A 20,430-nucleotide genomic window follows, 5' to 3' on the forward strand; every position below is an offset into this window, starting at 1 on the left:
CACCCCGTGACCCAACCACCGGGCGCCCCAGCGCGTGACCGAGCACGGAGCACCCCACTGCGACCGTGCCCGCTGGATCGCGTCACCCCGTGACTCAACCTCCCGGGGGCGCAGGCCGGAGGTACATCACCAGCAGGCGCCTCTGGAGAGTCATCCGCCGACGCACCATCCTCTCCGCGTCCGGGGCAACCGCGCCGCCGGCGCCACACACCTGAGGTGACTCGCCCGACGAGCTCCCGAGGTGCGCGTCCCACCAAGCCACTCACCCCGCGAGGGCGCGTCGGCCCGCGACGGAATGCACAGCCTTCGGGCCCCGGACAGCGGCGCGGCGCCTCGAACGTCCCCACGTCGATGAGTCACCTCACGACGCAACGCAGAGCGGCCAGCCACACCTGCCCGACACCACGAGAGCCACACCTGCCCGACACCACGAGAGCCACACCTGCCCGACACCACGAGAGGTGAGCAGCGCGCCGCCTGGAGCATCCCCGCGTCGGTGCGTCACCTCACGACGCAACGCAGAGCGACCGACCACACCTCCCCGGCACCGACAGGAGGTGAGCGGCGCGACGTCGATCCCGACAAAACGACCCTGCCCGGGCCGGCGCGGCCGTAGCATCCGGCGAGCCCCGCCCGTCGCCGAAGGACCTCACCGTGACCGACCATGCCTCCTCCCCGCCAGCCGCCGCGCGCCCCGGCACGACGCTGCGTCCGCACGAGGCGCAACCGCAGTCCTCCGACGGGTCATGGGTGGCACGTCGGCGACGACGGGCGACCGACGACGCCGCCCGGCGGTTGCACGACGACCTCGTGGCGCGAGGCATCACGGTCACCCGCTCGGCGAGCGGCACCGCCGTCACGGTCCTCGCCTCACTCGTGCTCGCGGCCGCGGCCGTCGTGGTCGGTCTGCTCGTCTGGGCCACCGTGGCGCGGAAGGGACTCTGGGGGTGGCTCGGGGTCGTTGCCGGATGGGCGTTCGTCGCGGCGCTCGTGCCCCGGCCGGTGCGCCTCGGCGAGACGGTCCGGCTCGAGCCGGACGACTTCCCCGCCACGCACCGGCTCGTGGCCGATCTCGCCGAGGCCGTGGGCGCCCACACCCCGGCCGCGGTGCACCTCGACGCCGGCTGGGGCGTCGAGGTCGTCGCCGTCGGCTGGACGAGGCGACCGACGCTCGTCGTCGGGCTGCCGCTGTGGACGTGCCTCACGGACGACGAGCGGGTGCCCTCGTCGCTCACGAGCTCGGCCACGTCCGCAGCGGCGACGGCGTGCGCGCTGCGCTCGTCGGCCACGCGCACGGGCTCCTCGACCGGCTCGCGACGCTGCTGACGCCGTTGCCCCGCGACGCCGTCTCGGACCTCGTGGACGACCGCCTCGAGGTGGGCCGGTCGCAGACCACCATGAACGGTCTGGGACGCCTCGTCCTCACCGTCGTGTCGGCGCCGGCCGTCGTCACCCTCCTCGCCTTCGAGCGGGTGGCGTCGCAGGAAGCGCAGGAGCGCGAGTACGCCGCCGACCTGCGGGCGGCCGAGGTGGCCGGCACCGCAGCCGTGGTGCGCCTGCTGCTCACCACGATGGGCCTCGCCGGCGTGCACACCCTGGCCGGTGCGGCCGCTCGCCGGCGCGAGGACCCGTTCACCGCGCTGGAGGCGGTCCGCGCGCGACCGGACCTGACCGACCGCGACGTCGCCCTCGCCCGGTCCCGCGCCCGCGAGCACGACCTCCGGTGGGACGCGGCGCACCCTCGCGACGACCTGCGGCTCGGCGTGCTCGAGGCCCATCCGGCCACGCCGGAGCCGGAGGCGCAGGCCGACCGACGAGCCCTGGCTCGCGCGGCCGACGCCGAGCTCACCGGCCAGCGGACCGTTCTCGCGCGCCGGCTGCGCGACGAGCTGCTCGACACCTGGCGCTAGGGCACCGGGTCGCCGACCGGACGGAGCGCGGCTCAGCCGCGGAGGGCGGAGGGGAACGCGTTCGACCAGGACCGGACGGCGATGCCACCGTCGGCCGAGCGGTCGACCGACGTCGCTGCGAGGAGCGCGTGCACCACGGCGCGCGCCACGCAGTCGGCGCCGGCCTCCATGAGCACGGTCTGCTCGACCGGGTCGGGCGCCGACCCGCCGCCGGTCGAGAGCGCGAACACGGTGTCTCCGTCGAAGAGGGTGTGCACGGGCCGCAGCGAGCGGGCCAGCCCGTCGTGCGCCACCCCGGCCGCCTTCTGGCACTGCGCCTTGGTCAAGGTCGCGTCGGTCGCCACCACGCCGATCGTCGTCGCGAGCCCCGCCCGGACGGCCCCGGCCGGCGCCGCCTCGGCGCGCGCTCGCGCGGCCTCGAGCTCGGCGACGCTCGGGCGGCCCACGTGGGCCAGCTCGCCCGGCAGACCGAGGCCCACGGCATACGGGAGCCCGGAGGTCGGGTCGACGGCCGAGCCGACGGCGTTGACGGCGACGAGCGCGGCGACCGTCGCGCCCGACGGGAGCACGACGCTCGCCGACCCGATGCCGCCCTTGAGGCCACCCACGGTCGCCCCGGTGCCCGCGCCGACGCAGCCCTGCTCGACCGTCGCCGACGACGCGAGGTCGTACGCCGCCCGGCCGTCCTCCGGGCCCGGCCGGTGCTCCCAGGTGCCGCCACGCCCGAGGTCGAAGAGGATGGCCGCGGGCACGATCGGCACGACCTGCCCGGGCCCGCCGACCGGCCAGCCGACGCCGTCCGCGGCGAGCCCTGCCATCACGCCGTCGGCGGCCGACAGGCCGAAGGCCGACCCACCGCCGAGCACGACGGCGTGCACGCGGTCGACGAGGTTGCGCGGGTCGAGCAGGTCGGTCTCCCGGGTGCCCGGCCCTCCCCCACGCACGTCGACCCCCGCCACCGCCCCACCGTCGGGTGCGACCACGACGGTGACCCCGGTGAGCCAGCCCGGTTCGTCGCGCGTGCGGTGCCCGACGCGCAGCCCCGCCACGTCGACGAGCGAGTTGGTCGGGCCGGGCGTGGTCATCGCGGGTCGCGCAGGTCGAACTCCATGAGGCGGCCGGGCGAGGAGAAGCCGAGACGCTCGTAGAACTCCTGCGCGCGGTCGTCGGGTGCGTTGAGGCGGATCCACTTGACGTCGGTCGTGCGCGACCACTCGATCATCGCCTCGGTGAGCGCGCGGCCCACGCCACGGTCACGGCATCCGGGGGCGACGAACAGCCCGCCGACGTGCAGCCACGACACGTCCCTGCGACCGGGCCACGGCAGGGCGCGGATGCGCCGGGTCTCGAGAATCCCTGCGTGCTCGCCCCGGCTCTCGGCGATCCACGTCGGGCGGTCGGGCCGCTCGGCGAGCCACGCGTCGACGAAGCGGTCGAGGTAGCCCGCCTCGGACGGCATACCCAGCTCACGGGCGAACTGCAGGTGCAGGGCGGCGACGATGAAGGCGTCGTCGGCGCCCGCGCGGCGGATCGTCACCTCGGCCATGAGGGAAGTGAACCACGCCGGTGCGCGCGGGGCGCGCAGGCCGACCCGGTGGGCGGGATCGGCCGGGAGCGTCAGACGTTGATGCCGAGGCGACGGGTCGTACGCGCCCGCTGACGGCTGGAGCGCATGCGGCGCAGTCGCTTGATGAGCATCGGGTCGGCCTCGAGGGCGGCCGGGCTGTCGAGGAGCGCGTTGAGCACCTGGTAGTACCGCGTGGAGCTCATGTCGAACAGCTCCTTGATGGCCTGCTCCTTGGAGCCGGCGTACTTCCACCACTGGCGCTCGAAGGCCAGGATCTCGAGGTCGCGGGCGCTGAGGCCGTCCTCGGACTCGTGGCTGTGCGGCTGCGCCGTGGCGTGGTCTGTGCTCATGTCCCCGTCTCGCTGAAGGTGCGGTCGTGCGTTGGCTCCGCTCACACCATAGACCCAAATGACAGGGGTGTCATTCGGCCGCCGGGCCGCCCCGACCCGTCCGGAACAGGCGTCACAGCCGCCCCTCGGGCACCACGACGGTCGTCAGTAGGGAGGTCACGAAGCAGCGCTCACGACATCGTGTCGAGGATGGCGCTGACGTCCTCCTTGGTCGTGTGCGGGTTGACGATGGCGAAGCGGGTCAGCGTCTCGCCGCGGAAGGTCGTCGGCACGACGAAGGCGAACTCCTCGCCGAGCAGGCGGTCGGTCCACGCCTGGTAGTCCTCGGGCCCCCAGCCGAGCCGCCGGAAGACGACGACCGAGAGGTCCGGCTCGCGCACCGCCTCGAGGTAGTCGCGCCGGCCGATCTCCTCGGCCGCGAAGCGGGTCACCTCGAGCGTGCTCTCGATGGCCTCGACGTAGGCGTCGGTGCCGTGCACCGCGAGGGAGTACCAGAGCGGCAGGCCACGGGCCCGGCGGGTGAGGCCGATCGAGTAGTCGGTCGGGTTCCACTCGGCCGACTTGGTGATGACGTCGAGGTAGCCGGCCTCCTGGGTGTGCGCGACCCGCGCGAGCTCGGGCTCGCGGTAGATGAGGGCGCAGCAGTCGAAGGGTGCGAAGAGCCACTTGTGCGGGTCGACGATGAAGGAGTCGGCGTGCTCGATGCCGTCGAAGAGGTGGCGCACCGACGGGGCGGCGAGGCCCGCGCCACCGTACGCACCGTCGACGTGCAGCCAGAGGCCGTACTCGCGGCACACCTCCGCAACCGACGCGAGGTCGTCGACGACGCCGAAGTTCGTCGTGCCGCTCGTCGCGACGACAGCGAAGAACGTCTCGGGACCGTTCTCCTCCAACGTCTTCCGCAGCTCGGCACCGGTCAGGCGCAGCTGGTCGTCGACGTGCACGCCGCACACCTCGGCGTCCATGACGGCTGCCATCGAGACGACGGACGAGTGCGCGTTGTCGGTGGCGGCGATCCGGTAGGGGCGGGCACCCGTGCCTGCCGCCGTGGCCTTCGCCCGGGCCGTGTGCCGGGCCACGACGAGCGCCGACAGGTTGCCCACCGTGCCGCCGGGCACGAAGACGCCGCCGGCCGACTCCGGCAGGCCCGCGAGGTCGCTGATCCACCGCAGCGCCTGGTTCTCGGCGTAGACCGCACCGGCGCCCTCCATCCACGAGCCGCCGTAGATCGAGGAGGCGCCGACGACGACGTCGAAGGCCGCGGCCTCGCGCGTCGGGGCGCACGGGATGAACGACAGGTAGCGCGGGTGGTCGGTGGAGAGGCACGCCGGGGCGAGGGTGTGCTCGAAGAGCTCCATGGCCCGGGTCGAGCCGAGGCCGTCACGCGTGATGGTCTGCCCCGCGGCGGCGGTCAGGAACTCCTCGGTCTGCGCCCCGTCGAGCGGGATCGGGTCCATGAGGAGCCGCTCACGGGCGTAGCTGAGGACCTTGTCGACGGCGACGTGGTCGGCGTCCTTGTCGAAGCTGTGCACGCACGCATGCTAGGCCCTGCCGGGCCCGGCCCGAGGTCAGGCGCCGAGGAGGGCGGCGCGCAGCTCGTCGGCCGTCGAGACGACGACGCTCGGGCGGACGCCGTGCAGCGCGTCGGGCTCGCCCGCGCCCCACGTCACCGCGACGGTGTCCATGCCCGCGGCCTTGCCCGCGAGCACGTCGACGACTGCGTCACCGACGTAGACGGCGCCGGTCCCGCTGCGGCCCATCCGCTCGAGGGCGAGCAGCAGCGGTGTCGGGTCGGGCTTGTGCTTGTCGGTGTCCTCCATCGCGACGAGCACCTCGACGTGCTCGCTGAGGCCGAGGATGTCCATCGCCTGCTGCGCCGACTCGCGCCGCTTCGAGGTGGCGACCCCGACGTGCACGCCGGCGGACCCGAGGTCCGCGAGCACCTCGCGCACGCCGTCGTAGCCGCGGATCAGCCGCTCGGTGTTGTCGGCGTTCCACTGCAGGTACGTCGCGTACAGCTCGTCGGCGTGCTCGGGCGAGTGGTCGCGGAAGGCCCCGATGAGCGGCCGGCCGATCCACGAGCGGATGACGGTCGGGTCCTCCTCGTGGCCGAGGATCGTGCGGAACGCGTGCTGGTAGGACTCGACGATGAGGTGGATCGTGTCGGCGAGCGTGCCGTCGAGGTCGAAGACGGCGGTGGACCAGCGCGGTGACGTCACCGGCCGAGCCTAGATCAGGCCGGTCCCGAGCCACCGCCCTCGTCTCATCACCCGGGTCGGCCGCGCGTCCGCCCCGAGCACGAGCAGGTCGGCCCGGGCCCCGGCCTCGAGCCGTCCCCGGTCGGCCAGCCCGAGCACCCGGGCGGGGGTGCGCGTGGCGGGCCGGACGGCATACGGCAGCGGGACGCCGGAGGCCACGGTGCGCGCGACGATGTCGGCGACGTGGCTCGTGCCGCCGGCGATCGACCCGGGCACCGTGCCGTCGGGGTCGCGGGCGAGGCGCGCGACGCCACCGGTGACGACGACCTCGAGACCGCCGAGCACGTAGGCACCGTCGCCGACCCCGGCCGCCGCCATCGCGTCGGAGACGAAGGCGACGTGGTCGGCGCCCACGAGGTCGAGCACCGTGCGAACCGTGTCGTCGGCCAGGTGCACGCCGTCGGCGATGAGCTCGACGGTGACGTCACCCCGGGCGGCCGAGCGCATCAGCGCGGCAACGGCGCCGGGCTTGCGGTGGTGCCAGGGGTCCATGCCGTTGAAGAGGTGCGTGGCGAGGTCGGCGCCGGCCGCCACGGCCTCACCGACCTGGGGGTAGGTCGCGGTCGTGTGGCCCACCGCGGCGTGGATGCCGGCTGCCGTGAGCCAGCGGACGAGCTCGAGCCCGTCGGTGCGTTCCGGCGCGAGGGTGACCTGCCGGATGTGCCCGCGCCCCAGGGCGATCAGGCGCTCGACCTCGCCGAGCGACGGGTCGCGCAGCAGCGCCGGGTCGTGCGCGCCGCAGCGCGCGGCCGCGAGCCAGGGTCCCTCGAGGTGGATGCCGTCGACGAGGCCGTCGTCGGCGAGCTCGGCGAGCATGGCCACCCCGCGCTCGAGGTCGCGCGGGCTCATCGTCACGAGGCTCGCCAGCAGGCTCGTCGACCCACGGGCGTGGTGGTGCTCCGCCGCCGCAGCCGCGGCGTCGTCGCGCAGGTCGGTGAAGGCCGTGCCGCCGCCCCCGTGGCAGTGCAGGTCGACGTATGCCGGCACCATCGTCCCGCCCACCGGCTCGGCCCCGCCCGCGCCGGGCGGGAGCGGCGCCCCGTCGACGAGCGGGGTGACGGACGTCAGGTGCTCGCCGTCGACCTGCACGAGCACGTCGGGCAGCACGGCGTCGTCGACGAGGGCGGGTCCGCGCAGTGTGAGGTTCATCGGGGTCGATTCTGTCGCACGGACGGCGGGGGTAGCGTGTGGGCGTGCCAGCCCGTCCCCTCGCCGACCTCGTCCACCCGACGTGGGTCCCCGCCCTCGAGCCGGTGGCCGACACGATCACCGCGATGGGCGAGTTCCTCCGCGAGGAGGTCGCGGCCGGCCGCGGCTACCTCCCGTCGGGCGACCGCGTGCTGCGCGCCTTCTCGCTGCCGCTGCCCGACGTGCGCGTGCTCGTCGTCGGCCAGGACCCCTACCCGACGCCCGGCCACCCCGTGGGGCTGAGCTTCAGCGTGGCCCCGGACGTGCGGTCCGTGCCGCGGTCGCTGCAGAACATCTACCAGGAGCTCGGCACCGACCTCGGCCTGCCGACGCCGGCCAACGGGGACCTGACGCCGTGGTTCGAGCGCGGCGTCATGCTGCTCAACCGGGTGCTGACGGTGCGACCCGGCGCGAGTGCGAGCCACCAGGGCAAGGGCTGGGAAACCGTGACGGCACAAGCGATCTCGGCTCTCGTCGAACGCGGCGGGCCGCTTGTCGCGATCCTGTGGGGTCGTCAGGCGCAGTCGCTCGCCCCGGCGCTCGGCGAGGTGCCGCGCGTCGAGTCGGCGCACCCGTCGCCGCTGTCGGCCCGCTCCGGCTTCTTCGGCTCACGCCCCTTCAGCCGCACCAACGACCTCCTCGCCCAGCAGGGCGCGGACCCCATCGACTGGAGCCTGACATGACCCAGCCCACTCCCGAGGTCTCCGGGCCCACGGTCTGGACGCGCTTCGTCGCCATCGGCGACTCCTTCACCGAGGGCATGTGCGACGACGACCCGACCTTCGGCCACGACGGCGAGTTCGCCGGCTGGGCCGACCGGCTCGCCTCGCACCTCTCCGGCATCGCGCGCGCCGACGGCGTCGACTTCGGCTACGCGAACCTCGCCGTGCGTGGCCGCAAGCTCGCCGACGTCGTGGGCCCCCAGCTCGAGGACGCGCTCTCGCTCTCCCCCGACCTCGTCAGCATCGTCGGCGGCGGCAACGACATCCTCCGCCCCAAGGCCGACCTCGACGGGCTCGCCGCACGGCTCGAGGCCGCCGTCGCGCGCATCCGGGCCACGGGCGCCGACGTGCTCATGGCGACGCCCGTCGACCCGGCCGACGCGCCGCTCGTCAAGGCGACCCGGGGACGCGCCGCGATCCACACGGCGAACATCTGGAGCATCGCGCGCCGCAACGGCGCCCACGTCATCGACCAGTGGGGGCTGCACGCCCTGCGCGACTGGCGGATGTGGAGCGAGGACCGCATCCACATGACGACCGAGGGGCACCGCCGCGTGGCCCTCGCCGCGCTCGAGGCGCTCGGCCACACCCCGACCGAGACCGGCTGGGCGACGCCGCTCGAGCCTGCTCCCCCCATCGGTCGGCGCGAGGCGCTGCAGGCCAACGCGCAGTGGGCCAAGGAGTACGTCGGCCCGTGGGTGCACCGCCGGCTCACCGGGCGCTCGTCGGGAGACCAGCGCTCGGCGAAGCGCCCCGACGTCGCGCCCCTCGACCCCAGCTGACCCCAGCCGACCTCTCGAGCGCGCACGACGGCATACGCCCGGGACCACGGGATGGCAGCAGGCAGTCCACGAGCGCCCCGCGTGCGGGAGCGGCGGTGAGCTGCCAGCCGGACGTCCCGGTCAGCACGTCGGGCGCCGCCGGCGCAGCTCGACCGCCGCGATGAGCACCCGACGCACCCAGTCGGGCTCGACCATGACCTGCTCCCAGGTGAAGCGCAGCACGATCCAGTCGCGCACCGTCAGCTCGTCGTAGCGCCGGCAGTCGCGGTCGAAGGCGCGGCGCTCGGCATGGAACTCGTGGCTGTCGGCCTCGATGACGATCTGCAGCGCCTCGTCGGCCAGGTCGACGCGCGCGTACAGGTCGTCGTAGCGCAGTCGCACCTGCGCCTCGACGGTGAGGCCCGGGACGCCGAGGGCGATCGCGCGGAGCACCGACTCGAACGGGTTGGCCGCGCGGGCGTCCGCCTGCCGGGCGATGCGCAGGACGCGGGCCCGCTGCCGTGGACCCAGCGTCGTCGCGAGCGCGGTGACCTCGCGTCGTGGCAGTCCGGAGCGCAACGCCGAGTCGAAGACCGACAGGGCCTCGTCGAGCGGCAGGTCGAGGCAGCAGTCCACGACGGTCCGGGCCGGGCTCGTCACGTGCGAGCGCACGTGGTCGGCCGGCAGGTTGCGCCAGTGCAGGGTCGCGACGTCGCGTGCTCCGCGCGGGAGCCGACGGTGCCGGGCGAGGGTCACGTCGGGCCGGCGCGGCGTGGTCTTGACCTTCCAGCCCCAGTGCAGGGCGGCCGAACGGTGCGAGAGCGTGCCCGCCAGCCGGCGGGCGACGGCAGCCGCCTCGTCGGCGCCCTTCAGTCCGTAGAGCCCGCGACGCAGCCGCACCACCTCGCCCGCCTCGACGGCGTGCCCGATGCTGCGCCAGGGCACGGCGCGCCGGAGCTGGCGCCAGGTGCACACCCCGCCCAGCCGTCGCACGGCCTCGGCGGCGTCCATGCGCCCACGATGACGTGCGGCGCGGGGTGCCGCGGGCCGTCGTCCACAGGCCGCGCGGGACCACGGGCTGGCACCCGACACCCCGACGCGGGGAAGCGCGCGCAGGGCGTCGCCCACTGCCAGCCGGCCGTCCCCGCAGGCCACCCCACGACGACGGATGCCGCCCCGCTGGCTCAGCGGGACGGCATCCGTGCTCGGGTCGGTGGCGCCTCAGACGCTCGCGGCGAACGCCTTCTCGAAGACGTCGAGGCCCTCGCTCAGCAGCTCGTCGCTGGCGGCGAGCGGCGGCAGGAAGCGGAAGACGTTGCCGTAGGTGCCGCACGTCAGGGTGACGAGGCCCTCGGCGTGGCAGGCCTTGTTGACGGCGCCGGTGAGCGCGGCGTTCGGCGTCAGGTCGCCGGGGCCGTTGACGAGCTCGACGGCGAGCATGGCGCCGCGACCGCGGATGTCGCCGATCTGCGGGTACTTCTCCGCGAGCGCCTGCAGGCGCGGCACGAAGAGGGCCTCGACCTGCTTGGCGCGGCCGCAGAGGTCCTCCTCCTTCATCGTCTCGATGGCACCGAGGGCCGACGCGCACGCGACGGGGTTGCCGCCGTAGGTGCCACCGAGACCGCCGCCGTGGATCGAGTCCATGACGTCGGCGCGGCCGGTGACGCCCGCGAGCGGGAGGCCGCCGGCCATGCCCTTGGCCGTCGTGATGAGGTCGGGCACGACGCCCTCGTGCTCGCTGGCGAACCAGTCACCGGTGCGGCAGAAGCCGGTCTGCACCTCGTCGGCGATGAAGAGGATGCCGTTGTCGGCGCACCAGTCGGCGACCTGCTTGACGAATCCCGGTGCGGGCACGATGAATCCGCCCTCGCCCTGGATCGGCTCGAGGATGACGGCGGCGAGGTTCTCCTCCCCCACCTGCGCGTGCACCTGGCTGACGAACGCGTCGAAGCTCTCCTTGGCGCAGTCGGCGGGGCCACCCGGCCAGCGGTAGGGGTAGCTCATCGGTGCGCGGTAGACCTCGCCGGCGAAGGGCCCGAACTTGTGCTTGTACGGCATGTTCTTCGCCGTGAGCGCCATCGTGAGGTTGGTGCGGCCGTGGTAGGCGTGGTCGAAGGCGACGACGGCGTTGCGGCCGGTGAAGTGGCGCGCCACCTTGACGGCGTTCTCGACGGCCTCGGCGCCGCTGTTGAAGAGCGCGGTGCGCTTCTCGTGGTCGCCCGGCGTCAGCTCGTTGAGCGCCTCGGCGACGTCGAGGTACTCCTCGTAGGGCGTCACCATGAAGCACGTGTGCGTGAAGTCCTGCACCTGGGCCGTGACCCGCTCGACGACGCGGGGCGCCGCGTTGCCGACCGTCGTCACGGCGATGCCCGAGCCGAAGTCGATGAGCTGGTTGCCGTCGACGTCGACGAGGATGCCGCCGCCGGCGCGCTCGACGTAGACGGGCAGGCCGGTGGAGACGCCGGCGGACACGGCCGCCGTCTTGCGCGCCTGGAGCGCGGCCGACTTGGGGCCGGGGATCGCGGTCTGCAGGAGCCGCTGCTGGGGGACGTTGCTCATGCGAGCCAGTATGCCGCCCGACGCCCCCCGCGCGGAACCGGGGTCGAGCGCGCGAGAGCTGCGCATTCCGCACCCGACAGCGCCGTCCGGTCGTGGACTCAGCGGTGCTTCACCGCGTTCACGACCGAACGCGTCGTCGGGGTGGGTCAGGGCGCGCGCTCGGTGGCGCGGTCAGAGCTCGACGCCCTCGCCGAACCGGCCGCGGTGGTCGAGCGGGATGAGCGGCCGGTCGGCGCGTGCCGCGATCTGCTGCACCGCCCACGAGTTGCCGTCGGGGTCGGAGAACCCGAAGAAGGTGCCGCCGTCGCGGGGGTCGATGACCTGGACCTCGGAGCACTCGACGCCCCGGCCGACGAGCTCGGCCCGCGCCGCCTCGGCGTCGGCGACGACGAGCTGCGGGCCGTGGAGCGACCCGGGCGCCATGGCGTTCTGGGACGGCAGGCTCCCCACGACGATCGAGCACCCGGAGCCGCGCGGGGTGAGCTGCGCGACGTGCATGTGCTCGTTCTCGGTGTCGTGGTCGAGGTCGAAGCCCACCTGGTCGCGGTAGAAGGCGATCGCGGCCGCGAGGTCGCTGACCGGGACGATGACGACCTCGAGCGTCCAGTCCACGGCGCTCAGCCCTGCGCGGCGGAGGCGGAGGCGGAGGCGTGCTGCGCGACGAGCTCCTCGAGGCGCTCGTAGCCCTGCGCCATGCCCTGCTCCATGCCGCTCTCGACCATCATGTCGCGCCCCTCGACCGTGCGACCGACGCTCCGGCCCTCGAGCCGGCACCGCCCGTCACCGAGGTCGACGAAGCGCATGAACTCGATCGCGACCTCGTCGGGGGCGCCCTCGAACTCGAACGTCTGGATGGCCATCTCGTTGTCGCGGACGGTGTGGAAGGTGCCGTGGAAGCCGTACACGTCGTCACCGTCGCGGTGGGTGTAGCGGTAGCCGCCGCCGGACGTGAAGTCCCAGCGCTCGACCACCATCTCGTAGCCCCGGGGGCCGAGCCACTGGCGTACGAGCTCGGGGTCGCGGTGGGCGTTGAAGACGGCCTCGACGGGCGCGTCGAACTCGCGACTGAAGTCGATCCACGGCACGCCGGCGGGGATGTCGAGGGTGAGGGCGTTGCTCATGACTGCTGCTCCTTGTCGGTGCTGTTCGGTGTGGTTGCGGGTGCTGCGGTGGTGCGTTCGAGGACGGCGTCGAGCGAGCGGAAGCGCTGCTCGGCGGTCAGCCGGTAGCGGTCGATCCAGGCCGTCAGGAGCTCGAGGCGAGCGGCCTCGAGGTGCACCGGACGGCGCTGGGCGTCGCGGCTGCGGCTGACGAGACCCGCCTGCTCGAGCACCTGGATGTGCCGGCTGACGGCCTGCTTGCTGATCTCGAACGGCTCGGCGAGCTCGTTGACGGTGGCGGCGCCGCGGCTGAGCCGGGCGACGATGGCGCGCCGGACGGGGTCGGCCAGGGCCGCGAAGGCGCGGTCGAGGTCGGCGTCCGAGACGGGCGACAGCATCATTGTCAACAAACTCCTTGATCAACCGATATGTTGATTACACACCCGCACCACCCTCCCGTCAACCCTCGGCTCCAGCGGCCCGTCCCGTAGCCCGCCGAGCCATCTCGATCCGGCTGAGACTCCGCAGGTGCGGGTGTATCGTCGCGTCCATGCCGCAGCTGCGTATCACCGAGGCCGCCGCCCTGCTCGGCGTCTCCGACGACACCGTCCGCCGGATGGTCGACTCGGGCCGACTCGACGGGGCCACCGACGACGCCGGGCGCCGCACCGTCGACGGCGCCCAGCTCGCGGCCGTCGCCCAGGAGCTCGCGCACCCCGCTGCCGTCGGCACCATCGGGGCCGCCTCCGCGCGCAACCGGATGCGCGGCATCGTCACGGCCGTCACGAAGGACACCGTGATGGCCAAGGTGGAGCTGCAGTGCGGTCCGTTCCGCATCGTCTCGCTGCTCTCGAGCGAGTCCGTCGACGAGCTCGGGCTCGAGGTCGGCTCGGTCGCCGTCGCCAGCGTCAAGTCGACCCACGTGGTCGTGGAGGTCCCCGCGTGAGCACGCCCCGCCCCGGCACCCACCCGCTCCCCCGGCGCCCGCTCCTTCGGCGCCGCGTGGCCGCGCCCGCCGTCACGGCGCTCACCGCCCTGCTCCTCGCCGCGTGCGGGAGCAGCACGCCGGCCGCGTCGACCGGCGGCTCGGCACAGCCGGGCGGGTCGTCCGCGTCGTCGTCGTCCCTGCAGGGCACCGTGACCGTGCTCGCGGCAGCCTCGCTCACCGAGTCCTTCGACGCGCTGAAGAAGGATTTCGAGGCCGCGCACCCCGGTGTCACCGTCGAGACGTCGTACGGCTCGAGCGCGACGCTCGTGCAGCAGGTGAACAACGGCGCACCGGCCTCGGTCGTCGCGCTGGCAGGCACGGCGGCCGCCGAGCCGCTCGACAAGGGCATGGTCAAGGACACCAAGACCTTCGCCACCAACGTCCTCGAGATCGCCGTGCCGCCGGCCAACCCCGGCGGCGTCACCTCGATCGCCGACCTCGCGAAGCCGTCGGTCAAGGTCGTGCTCTGCGCCGACACCGTGCCGTGCGGCAAGGCGGCGCAGACGACCTTCACGAAGGCCGGCGTCGTGCCCAACGTCGTGAGCAAGGAGGTCGACGTCAAGGCGACGCTGGCCAAGGTCAAGCTCGCCGAGGCCGACGCCGCCGTCGTCTACCACTCCGACGTCGTCGCGGCCAAGGACGCGGTCAAGGGCCTGACGATCCCCGCGGACGTCAACACGAGCCTCACCTACCCCGTCGTCACGCTGGCCGACGACGCCGCGACGAAGGCCTTCGTCGCCTACGTCCTCAGCGCCGAGGGCCTCGCCACCGTGCAGTCCTTCGGGTTCGGCGCGCCCTGAGCCGCGCCGTGCACCGCCCCCGGCAGGATGAGGCCGCATGAGGTATGCCGCCGGGTGGCGTTCGCGCATCACCCTGGGCGTGCCGGCCGCGCTCGCCCTGCTACTGCTCGTCGTCCCGCTCGTCGCACTCCTCCTGCGCGCCGACTGGGCCCGCATCCCGACCGACCTCGCGACGCCGACCGTGCTGCCGGCTCTCCGGCTGTCGCTGACGACGACGTCGATCACGGCCCTGCTGTGCCTCGCGCTCGGCACGCCCCTCGCGTGGTTCCTCGCGCGCTCCGACCACCGCGCGACGAGCTGGGTGCGGGCCCTGCTCACCGTGCCGCTCGTGCTGCCACCGGTCGTCGGCGGCGTGGCGCTGCTCATGACGTGGGGCCGCAACGGCGTCGTGGGCCAGCACCTCGCGCCGTTCGGCATCCAGATCCCGTTCACGACGGTGGCCGTCGTGCTCGCCGAGACCTTCGTCGCGATGCCCTACTACGTGCTCGCCGTAGAGGGGGCGATGCGCGGCCTCGACCCCCGGCTCGAGGCGGTCGCCCGGACGCTCGGGGCGGGCGACCTGCGCTACCTGCGCACCGTCGCCATCCCCCTCGTGCTGCCGGGCATCGCGAGCGGCCTCGCCCTCGCGTGGGCACGCGCCCTCGGCGAGTTCGGCGCGACGATCACCTTCGCCGGCAACTTCCAGGGCCGCACGCAGACTTTGCCGCTCCTCGTCTACGTCGAGCTCGAGCGCGACCCGCAGGTCGCCATCTCGATCAGCATCCTGCTGCTCGCGGTCAGCGTGCTCGTGCTCGGCGCCCTCCGCGGGCGGTGGCTGCGGTGACCGCGGGCACGCCCGCGGGTGCCGACCGGCTCGACGGGCTCGACGCGCGGGTCCGCCTGCGCCGCGGGGTCGCCGAGATCGACGTGGCACTGGCGGCCGGGCCCGGGGAGGTCATCGGCGTGCTCGGCCCCAACGGTGGCGGCAAGACCTCGACGGTCCTCGCCCTCGCCGGCGTGCTGCCGCTCGCCTCGGGGCACGTGCGCGTCGGCGGCGCGGTCTGGGACGACGGCCGGCGGCGCCTCCCGCCCGAGCGGCGCCGGGTGGGGCTCATGCTCGCCGACAGCCTGCTCTTCCCGCACCTGCGGGCCGTCGACAACGTCGCGTTCGGCCCGCGCAGCCGAGGCGTCGACCGGGAGGGTGCGCGCCGGCGCGCGCTCGACGAGCTCGACCGCGTCGGCCTCGCCGACCGGGCCCAGGCCCGCCCGCGCGAGCTCTCCTCCGGCCAGCAGGCCCGGGTGGCCCTGGCCCGCGCCCTCGCCACCGACCCGGCCCTGCTGCTCCTCGACGAGCCGCTCGCCGCCCTCGACCCCGACACCCGGGCCCGCACCCGCAGCGACCTCGCGACCCGGCTGGCGGCATACGGCGGGGTGACGGTGCTCGTGACGCACGACCCGCTCGACGCGCTCACCCTCGCCGACCGGCTCGTCTTCGTCGAGGACGGGCAGGTCACCCAGACGGGCACGCCGGCGCAGGTGCTGAACGAACCGCGCAGCGCCTACGTCGGCACCGTCGTCGGCCTCAACCTGTATGCCGCCCGGGGGGACGCGCACGGCCACGTCACCACCGAGACCGGCGGGGTGCTCGTCACGACCGACCCGACCGAGGGCGCGGTCTGGGCGACGATCCCGCCCGGTGCCGTGTCGTTGCACCGGCACGAGCCCGACGGATCGCCCCGCAACGCCTGGGCCCTGCGCATCCGGTCGGTGACGATGCAGGGCCAGTCGGCGCGAGTCGGTCTCGAGGGGGTCGTGCCGCTGACGGCCGAGGTGACGCTCGAGTCGGTCACCGCCCTGGGCCTGCAGGTCGGACAGGACGTCTGGGCGGCCGTGAAGGCCACCGAGGTGCGCACCTACCCCCGCTGACCCGTCAGCGGGCCGCGTCGTGCTCGACCGCCGGCCGCCCGGCCACGCGACGCACCCGGAGGACCACGAGCACCGACGGCAGCTGCACCACCGCGGCGACGAGCAGTGCCACCGGGATCGACGTCCGCGTGGCGAGCGCACCGAGCGGCGGGCCACCGACGACCTGCCCGACGGCGTTGGCCTGGCTCGTCATCGACAGGACCGTGGCGCGCGTCGGTCCCTCGAGGTTGCGGTTGACCCACGTCGCCTCGATGGGCGCGCTGAACGCCATGGCCGCGCCGCGCACCCACACGCAGGCGAGCGCGAGCCAGAGGTTGCCGACGAGGGCGACCCCCGCGACCGCGGCGACCTGCGCGAGCGCCGCGATCGCCACCGGCACGCCGGGGGCCGTGTCGACGACGCGCCGCGGCAGCCAGCGGCCGCTCGCCAGCGACGCGAGGAGCGCGAGCACGGTGCCGACGAGGGCGAAGGCGGTGAAGGCGATCGCCTCGTCGCCGCCGAAGACCTCCGGCATCGCGAAGGTGTCGAGCAGCCGCACGCGCCAGAGCCGGTCGAAGACCTCGCTCGCGAGCCCGGCGAGGAGGCTGACGAGGAGGAAGGCCCGCACGACGCGCCGACGCCGGGCGAGGCGAAGGCCCGCCACGAGCTGGTCGCGCAGGTGCCCGAACGTCTCTCGCTCGCCCCGTGGCGTCGGGTGGAAGTGCCGCTCCGGCATGGCCACCCACAGCCCGACCGCGAGCAGCACCAGCGTGGCGCCCGCCACGACGACGGGGACGCGCAGCGCCACGAGGCCGAGGGCCCCGGCCGCCAGCGTGCCGACGACACCTGCCGTGAGGTCGATCTGGGTCTCGCGCGTGAATACGTGGGCGACGGCCTCCTCGCCCACCTCGTCGGTGATCCACGCCTGCAGCGCCCCGGAGGTGAAGGTGTAGCCGATGCCCCAGAGCACGTTGCCGACGATCGCGGCCCCGAAGGTCGCGGCGACCCCCTCGTAGGCGAAGCCGGCGCCGACGAGGAAGAACCCCACGATGACGGAGACCCGCCGGCTGTAGAGGTCGGCGACGAGCCCGGTCGGCACCTCGAAGAGGAAGCACGTCGCCTCGAGCACCGTGCCGACGAGCACCATCTGGAACGGGTCGAGGCCGACGACGCGGTACTGGAAGACGAGGTTGAGCGTGAAGCACAGTGCGAAGGCGAAGGCTGCCACCGCCGTCAGCACGTAGAAGGTCGGGGTGGCCTCGGCCTCGCGCAGCGGACGGCGCAGGAGCGTGAGCACGGGACGACGGTAGGGCGCCGCATCTGCCGCCGTCGCCTGCTTTAGGCACCGCGGCCGGCTCAGGGTGTCCACGGACGGCCTCGGAGCGTCTCACGATACGGACAGAATGCTCGGACGTCCTAGTATCTAGGCATGCCAGCGACGAGGCTGATGCCCACCGACGACGCCACCGACCTCATCGAGCTGACGCGCGAGATCTGCCGCAAGGACCTCGCCCCGAAGGTCGACGACGCCGAACGGGCCCGCACCTTCCCCGCGGACGCCTTCGCGACCCTCGGCCGGTCGGGGCTGCTCTCGCTGCCCTACCCCGAGGAGTTCGGGGGCGCCGAGCAGCCCTACGAGGTCTACCTCCAGGTCGTCGAGGAGATCGCGTCGGTCTGGATGAGCGTCGCCGTCGGCGTCAGCGTGCACAGCCTCACCGCCTACCCCGTCGCGACCTTCGGCACGCGCGAGCAGCAGGAGGCCCTGCTGCCCGGCATGCTCTCGGGCGAGCAGCTCGGCGCCTACTGCCTCTCCGAGCCGCTGGCCGGCTCGGACATCGCCTCGATGACGACCCGCGCGACCCCCACCGACGACGGCTGGGCGCTCAAGGGCACCAAGGCGTGGATCTCGCACGCCGGGCACGCCGACTACTACACGACCTTCGCCCGCACGTCGGACGACGGCGGTCGCGGCCTCTCGACGTTCATCGTCCCCGGCGACGCGCCCGGCCTGACCTTCGCCGAGCCCGAGCGGAAGATGGGGCTGCACTGCGACCCCGTCGCCCAGGTGATGTTCGACGGCGTGCCGGTGGAGGCCGCCCGCCTCATCGGGAGCCCCGGCCAGGGCATGCACATGGCCCTCTCGGCCCTCGACGCCGGGCGCCTCGGCATCGCCGCCGCCGCCACCGGGCTCGCGCAGTCCGCGCTCGACGCCGCCGCGACGTACGCGGCCGAGCGCGAGCAGTTCGGCCGCCGGATCGGCGACTTCCAGGGCCTCGCCTTCCTGCTCGCCGACATGGAGGCCGCGGTGACGTCGGCGCGCGCCACCTACCTGCACGCCGCCCGGCTCAAGGACGCCGGCCGTGGCTTCGGCAAGGAGGCCGCCGTGGCCAAGCTCGTCGCCACCGACGCGGCGATGAAGGTGACGACGGACGCCGTGCAGGTGCTCGGCGGCGCCGGCTACACCGAGGACTTCCCGCTCGAGCGCTACATGCGCGAGGCCAAGGTGACCCAGATCTTCGAGGGCACCAACCAGATCCAGCGACTCGTCATCTCGCGCCAGCTCCTCGCCCGCTGACCCACCGCCCGAAAGGCTTGTCATGCAGCTGAACTCGTCCACCGTCGCCGTCGTCACCGGTGGCGGCTCCGGCCTCGGCGGTGCCACCGCGCGCCGTCTCGTCGCCGACGGCGCCACCGTCGTCGTTCTCGACCTCGAGGGGTCGTCGGCGCCGGCGCTCGTCGACGAGCTGAACGCCGAGCGCGCGGGCAGCGCCGTCTTCGTCGCCGCCGACGTGCGCGACGAGTCGCAGGTGCAGGCCGCGATCGACCGGGCCACCTCGCTCGGCGAGCTGCGCGTCGCCGTCAACTGCGCCGGTGTCGCCACCCCCGGCCGCGTCATCGGGCGTGGGGGCCCGCTCCCCCTCGACACCTTCCGGACGGTCGTCGAGATCAACCTCGTCGGCTCGTTCAACGTGCTGCGCCTCGCGGCCGCGGCGATGCTCGCCAACGAGCCCGTCGACGGCGACCGGGGCGTCATCGTCAACACCGCGAGCATCGCGGCCTACGACGGCCAGATCGGCCAGGCCGCCTACGCCGCGAGCAAGGGCGGCATCGTCGGCCTGACGCTCTCGGCCGCCCGCGACCTCGCCGACAAGGCCATCCGCGTCATGACGATCGCCCCCGGCACGTTCGAGACGCCGATGCTCGCCGGGCTCCCGGGTGACGTCAAGGAGGTGCTCGAGAAGCAGGTGCCGCACCCGTCGCGCCTCGGTCGCCCCGAGGAGTACGCGAGCCTCGTGCGCCACATCGTCGACAACCCGATGCTCAACGGCGAGGTCGTCCGCCTCGACGGCGCCCTGCGGATGCCGCCGCGCTGACCCCGCAGACCCCGCTGACCTGCTGACGCCGCGTGCAGAGGTGCCCACCCGAGACCGTCGGGTGGGCACCTGCCTCCATGGGGGAGGCACGGGGCGCCGTGGTGTGGGCATGATGGCGGAATGAACGAGCCCGGCGCCGACCTCGAGGTCACGCCCGGACCCGGCCTGCGGCGGGGACTGGTCATCCCCGCGAGCGAGCTCGTCGAGCGGTTCAGCCGCGCGTCCGGGCCCGGAGGCCAGGGCGTGAACACGACCGACAGCCGGGTCGAGCTCGTGCTCGACGTGCGCACCTGCACCGCGCTGACCCCGGCGCAGCGCGAGCGGCTCGAGGACTCACCGGCGGCGCGCGTCGTCGGCGGGCGCATCACCGTCGTCGCCTCCGAGCACCGGTCGCAGCTGCGCAACCGGGCCGCGGCCCGCGAGCGCCTCGTGGCGCTGCTGCGCGCCGGCCTGGCGCCACCCGCCCCCGCGAGACGCGCCACGCGCCCGACGCGCGGCTCGCAGCAGCGCCGCATCGAGGGCAAGAAGCGGCGCGGGGAGGTCAAGTCCGGCCGCGGTCGCGTGGCGCCGGAGTGACCGGTCAGGCGTGGGGTGCGGGCAGCACGGTCGTCGCGACGACGGCGCCCACCTCGATGGGGCCGTAGACGTGCGGGAACGTCTCGCCCGTCGCGGGGTCGCCCACCTCGTGCACGACGCGAGCACCGAGGCGCGACTCGTCGACGTGCAGCAGCACGAGCGGCTCGGTGACGTCGGCGTAGAAGAGCCGCCGCACGACGGGCCACTGCGCGTCGGACGAGGCGTGGATGAAACCCTCCTCGGCGAGGGAGCGGCCGCGCGTCGAGCGCGCGTAGCTGCCCTCGGTCAGGGCCCGCTCCCAGTCGGCCTGCTCGGCCAGGTGGTAGATCATGGCGCGCGACGTTACCAACCCCCGGCCCTCCCCCGCCCGATCGCACCGACCGCAGCGACCGC

At 74.1% G+C, this 20,430-nt stretch carries 24 protein-coding genes; 11 read left to right on the forward strand and 13 right to left on the reverse strand.

Translation table 11 applies throughout. From position 1 onward, the window contains the following. The first annotated feature begins 654 nt into the window (after positions 1-654). Together ABT295_RS08955 and ABT295_RS08960 are read left to right on the forward strand one after the other, a co-directional pair. Positions 655-1,326, forward strand: a complete 672-nt coding sequence (locus tag ABT295_RS08955) for a M48 family metalloprotease (protein ID WP_352394011.1) — start codon at positions 655-657, stop codon at positions 1,324-1,326. Further along, positions 1,266-1,910 carry a hypothetical protein gene (locus ABT295_RS08960; protein ID WP_352394012.1) on the forward strand — a complete coding sequence of 215 codons (645 nt, stop codon included), beginning with the start codon at positions 1,266-1,268 and terminating at the stop codon, positions 1,908-1,910. Before ABT295_RS08955 ends, ABT295_RS08960 begins: the two co-directional genes overlap by 61 nt. Before the next feature lie 32 nt (positions 1,911-1,942). Here ABT295_RS08960 and ABT295_RS08965 read toward each other — a convergent pair whose 3' ends face one another. The 6 genes from ABT295_RS08965 to ABT295_RS08990 all read right to left on the reverse strand — a co-directional run bounded on the left by ABT295_RS08965 (position 1,943) and on the right by ABT295_RS08990 (position 7,234). Next, complete coding sequence (locus ABT295_RS08965; RefSeq protein WP_352394013.1) at positions 1,943-2,995, reverse strand: P1 family peptidase; 1,053 nt, start codon at positions 2,993-2,995, stop codon at positions 1,943-1,945. After that, positions 2,992-3,456, reverse strand: a complete 465-nt coding sequence (locus tag ABT295_RS08970) for a GNAT family N-acetyltransferase (RefSeq protein WP_345507215.1) — start codon at positions 3,454-3,456, stop codon at positions 2,992-2,994. The genes ABT295_RS08965 and ABT295_RS08970 overlap by 4 nt, the downstream gene beginning before the upstream one ends. Positions 3,457-3,527: 71 nt before the next feature. Next, positions 3,528-3,872, reverse strand: a complete 345-nt coding sequence (napA, locus tag ABT295_RS08975) for a nucleoid-associated protein NapA (protein WP_502991082.1) — start codon at positions 3,870-3,872, stop codon at positions 3,528-3,530. A gap of 125 nt (positions 3,873-3,997) precedes the next feature. Then, entirely contained in the window at positions 3,998-5,359 is a 1,362-nt protein-coding gene (locus tag ABT295_RS08980) for a pyridoxal phosphate-dependent decarboxylase family protein (protein WP_352394015.1), read from the reverse strand. Between the two features lie 36 nt (positions 5,360-5,395). Beyond that, positions 5,396-6,046: an HAD family hydrolase gene (locus tag ABT295_RS08985; protein WP_352394016.1), complete on the reverse strand. Its 651-nt coding sequence runs from the start codon at positions 6,044-6,046 to the stop codon at positions 5,396-5,398. A gap of 9 nt (positions 6,047-6,055) precedes the next feature. Beyond that, a complete protein-coding gene (locus ABT295_RS08990) occupies positions 6,056-7,234 on the reverse strand; it encodes an N-acetylglucosamine-6-phosphate deacetylase (protein WP_352394017.1) in 1,179 nt (392 codons plus the stop codon). Between the two features lie 44 nt (positions 7,235-7,278). Here ABT295_RS08990 and ABT295_RS08995 point away from each other — a divergent pair, with 44 nt between their 5' ends. Both ABT295_RS08995 and ABT295_RS09000 read left to right on the forward strand, forming a co-directional pair. After that, positions 7,279-7,956: a uracil-DNA glycosylase gene (locus ABT295_RS08995; RefSeq protein WP_352394018.1), complete on the forward strand. Its 678-nt coding sequence runs from the start codon at positions 7,279-7,281 to the stop codon at positions 7,954-7,956. Beyond that, complete coding sequence (locus tag ABT295_RS09000; RefSeq protein ID WP_352394019.1) at positions 7,953-8,777, forward strand: SGNH/GDSL hydrolase family protein; 825 nt, start codon at positions 7,953-7,955, stop codon at positions 8,775-8,777. The genes ABT295_RS08995 and ABT295_RS09000 overlap by 4 nt, the downstream gene beginning before the upstream one ends. 120 nt (positions 8,778-8,897) lie before the next feature. On the opposite strand, the gene ABT295_RS09005 is transcribed toward ABT295_RS09000, so the two are convergent. The 5 genes from ABT295_RS09005 to ABT295_RS09025 all read right to left on the reverse strand — a co-directional run bounded on the left by ABT295_RS09005 (position 8,898) and on the right by ABT295_RS09025 (position 12,816). Then, positions 8,898-9,767, reverse strand: a complete 870-nt coding sequence (locus ABT295_RS09005; protein WP_352394020.1) for a DUF559 domain-containing protein — start codon at positions 9,765-9,767, stop codon at positions 8,898-8,900. 210 nt (positions 9,768-9,977) lie between these two features. After that, positions 9,978-11,315, reverse strand: coding sequence for a 4-aminobutyrate--2-oxoglutarate transaminase (gene gabT / locus ABT295_RS09010; protein ID WP_352394021.1), 1,338 nt, complete (start codon positions 11,313-11,315; stop codon positions 9,978-9,980). A gap of 171 nt (positions 11,316-11,486) precedes the next feature. Next, positions 11,487-11,927 (reverse strand): VOC family protein, encoded by a 441-nt coding sequence (locus tag ABT295_RS09015; protein WP_352394022.1) that lies wholly within the window; start codon positions 11,925-11,927, stop codon positions 11,487-11,489. Positions 11,928-11,932: 5 nt separating this feature from the next. Further along, positions 11,933-12,436 (reverse strand): SRPBCC family protein, encoded by a 504-nt coding sequence (locus tag ABT295_RS09020; protein WP_352394023.1) that lies wholly within the window; start codon positions 12,434-12,436, stop codon positions 11,933-11,935. Then, a complete protein-coding gene (locus ABT295_RS09025) occupies positions 12,433-12,816 on the reverse strand; it encodes an ArsR/SmtB family transcription factor (protein ID WP_352394707.1) in 384 nt (127 codons plus the stop codon). Before ABT295_RS09025 ends, ABT295_RS09020 begins: the two co-directional genes overlap by 4 nt. A 149-nt stretch (positions 12,817-12,965) precedes the next feature. On the opposite strand from ABT295_RS09025, the gene ABT295_RS09030 reads away from it, so the two are divergent. Genes ABT295_RS09030 through ABT295_RS09045 form a run of 4 tightly spaced genes read left to right on the forward strand, consistent with a single transcriptional unit; the run spans position 12,966 to position 16,108 of the window. Beyond that, entirely contained in the window at positions 12,966-13,361 is a 396-nt protein-coding gene (locus tag ABT295_RS09030) for a TOBE domain-containing protein (RefSeq protein WP_352394024.1), read from the forward strand. Then, the gene (gene modA / locus ABT295_RS09035; protein WP_352394025.1) at positions 13,358-14,203 is read left to right on the forward strand and encodes a molybdate ABC transporter substrate-binding protein; all 846 of its coding nucleotides are present in this window, start codon (positions 13,358-13,360) and stop codon (positions 14,201-14,203) included. The genes ABT295_RS09030 and modA overlap by 4 nt, the downstream gene beginning before the upstream one ends. 37 nt (positions 14,204-14,240) lie before the next feature. Next, on the forward strand, positions 14,241-15,026 hold the full coding sequence (locus ABT295_RS09040) for an ABC transporter permease (protein ID WP_352394026.1): 786 nt from the start codon (positions 14,241-14,243) through the stop codon (positions 15,024-15,026). Further along, entirely contained in the window at positions 15,023-16,108 is a 1,086-nt protein-coding gene (locus ABT295_RS09045; protein WP_352394027.1) for an ABC transporter ATP-binding protein, read from the forward strand. The genes ABT295_RS09040 and ABT295_RS09045 overlap by 4 nt, the downstream gene beginning before the upstream one ends. Positions 16,109-16,112: 4 nt before the next feature. On the opposite strand, the gene ABT295_RS09050 is transcribed toward ABT295_RS09045, so the two are convergent. Further along, complete coding sequence (locus ABT295_RS09050; RefSeq protein ID WP_352394028.1) at positions 16,113-17,384, reverse strand: MFS transporter; 1,272 nt, start codon at positions 17,382-17,384, stop codon at positions 16,113-16,115. A gap of 132 nt (positions 17,385-17,516) precedes the next feature. Here ABT295_RS09050 and ABT295_RS09055 point away from each other — a divergent pair, with 132 nt between their 5' ends. The 3 genes from ABT295_RS09055 (at position 17,517) to arfB (ending at position 20,037) form a co-directional block, all read left to right on the forward strand. Beyond that, positions 17,517-18,662 (forward strand): acyl-CoA dehydrogenase family protein, encoded by a 1,146-nt coding sequence (locus ABT295_RS09055; protein ID WP_352394029.1) that lies wholly within the window; start codon positions 17,517-17,519, stop codon positions 18,660-18,662. Positions 18,663-18,684: 22 nt separating this feature from the next. Next, on the forward strand, positions 18,685-19,461 hold the full coding sequence (locus ABT295_RS09060; RefSeq protein WP_352394030.1) for an SDR family NAD(P)-dependent oxidoreductase: 777 nt from the start codon (positions 18,685-18,687) through the stop codon (positions 19,459-19,461). Between the two features lie 120 nt (positions 19,462-19,581). After that, positions 19,582-20,037 (forward strand): alternative ribosome rescue aminoacyl-tRNA hydrolase ArfB, encoded by a 456-nt coding sequence (arfB, locus tag ABT295_RS09065; protein ID WP_352394031.1) that lies wholly within the window; start codon positions 19,582-19,584, stop codon positions 20,035-20,037. A gap of 4 nt (positions 20,038-20,041) precedes the next feature. Here the strand turns inward: arfB and ABT295_RS09070 are convergent, their stop codons facing one another. Continuing rightward, positions 20,042-20,368, reverse strand: a complete 327-nt coding sequence (locus tag ABT295_RS09070) for a DUF952 domain-containing protein (protein ID WP_352394032.1) — start codon at positions 20,366-20,368, stop codon at positions 20,042-20,044. Between the last annotated feature and the right edge of the window lie 62 nt (positions 20,369-20,430).

The sequence above is a fragment of the Terrabacter sp. NPDC000476 genome, assembly GCF_040300125.1.
Taxonomy (GTDB): domain Bacteria; phylum Actinomycetota; class Actinomycetes; order Actinomycetales; family Dermatophilaceae; genus Terrabacter.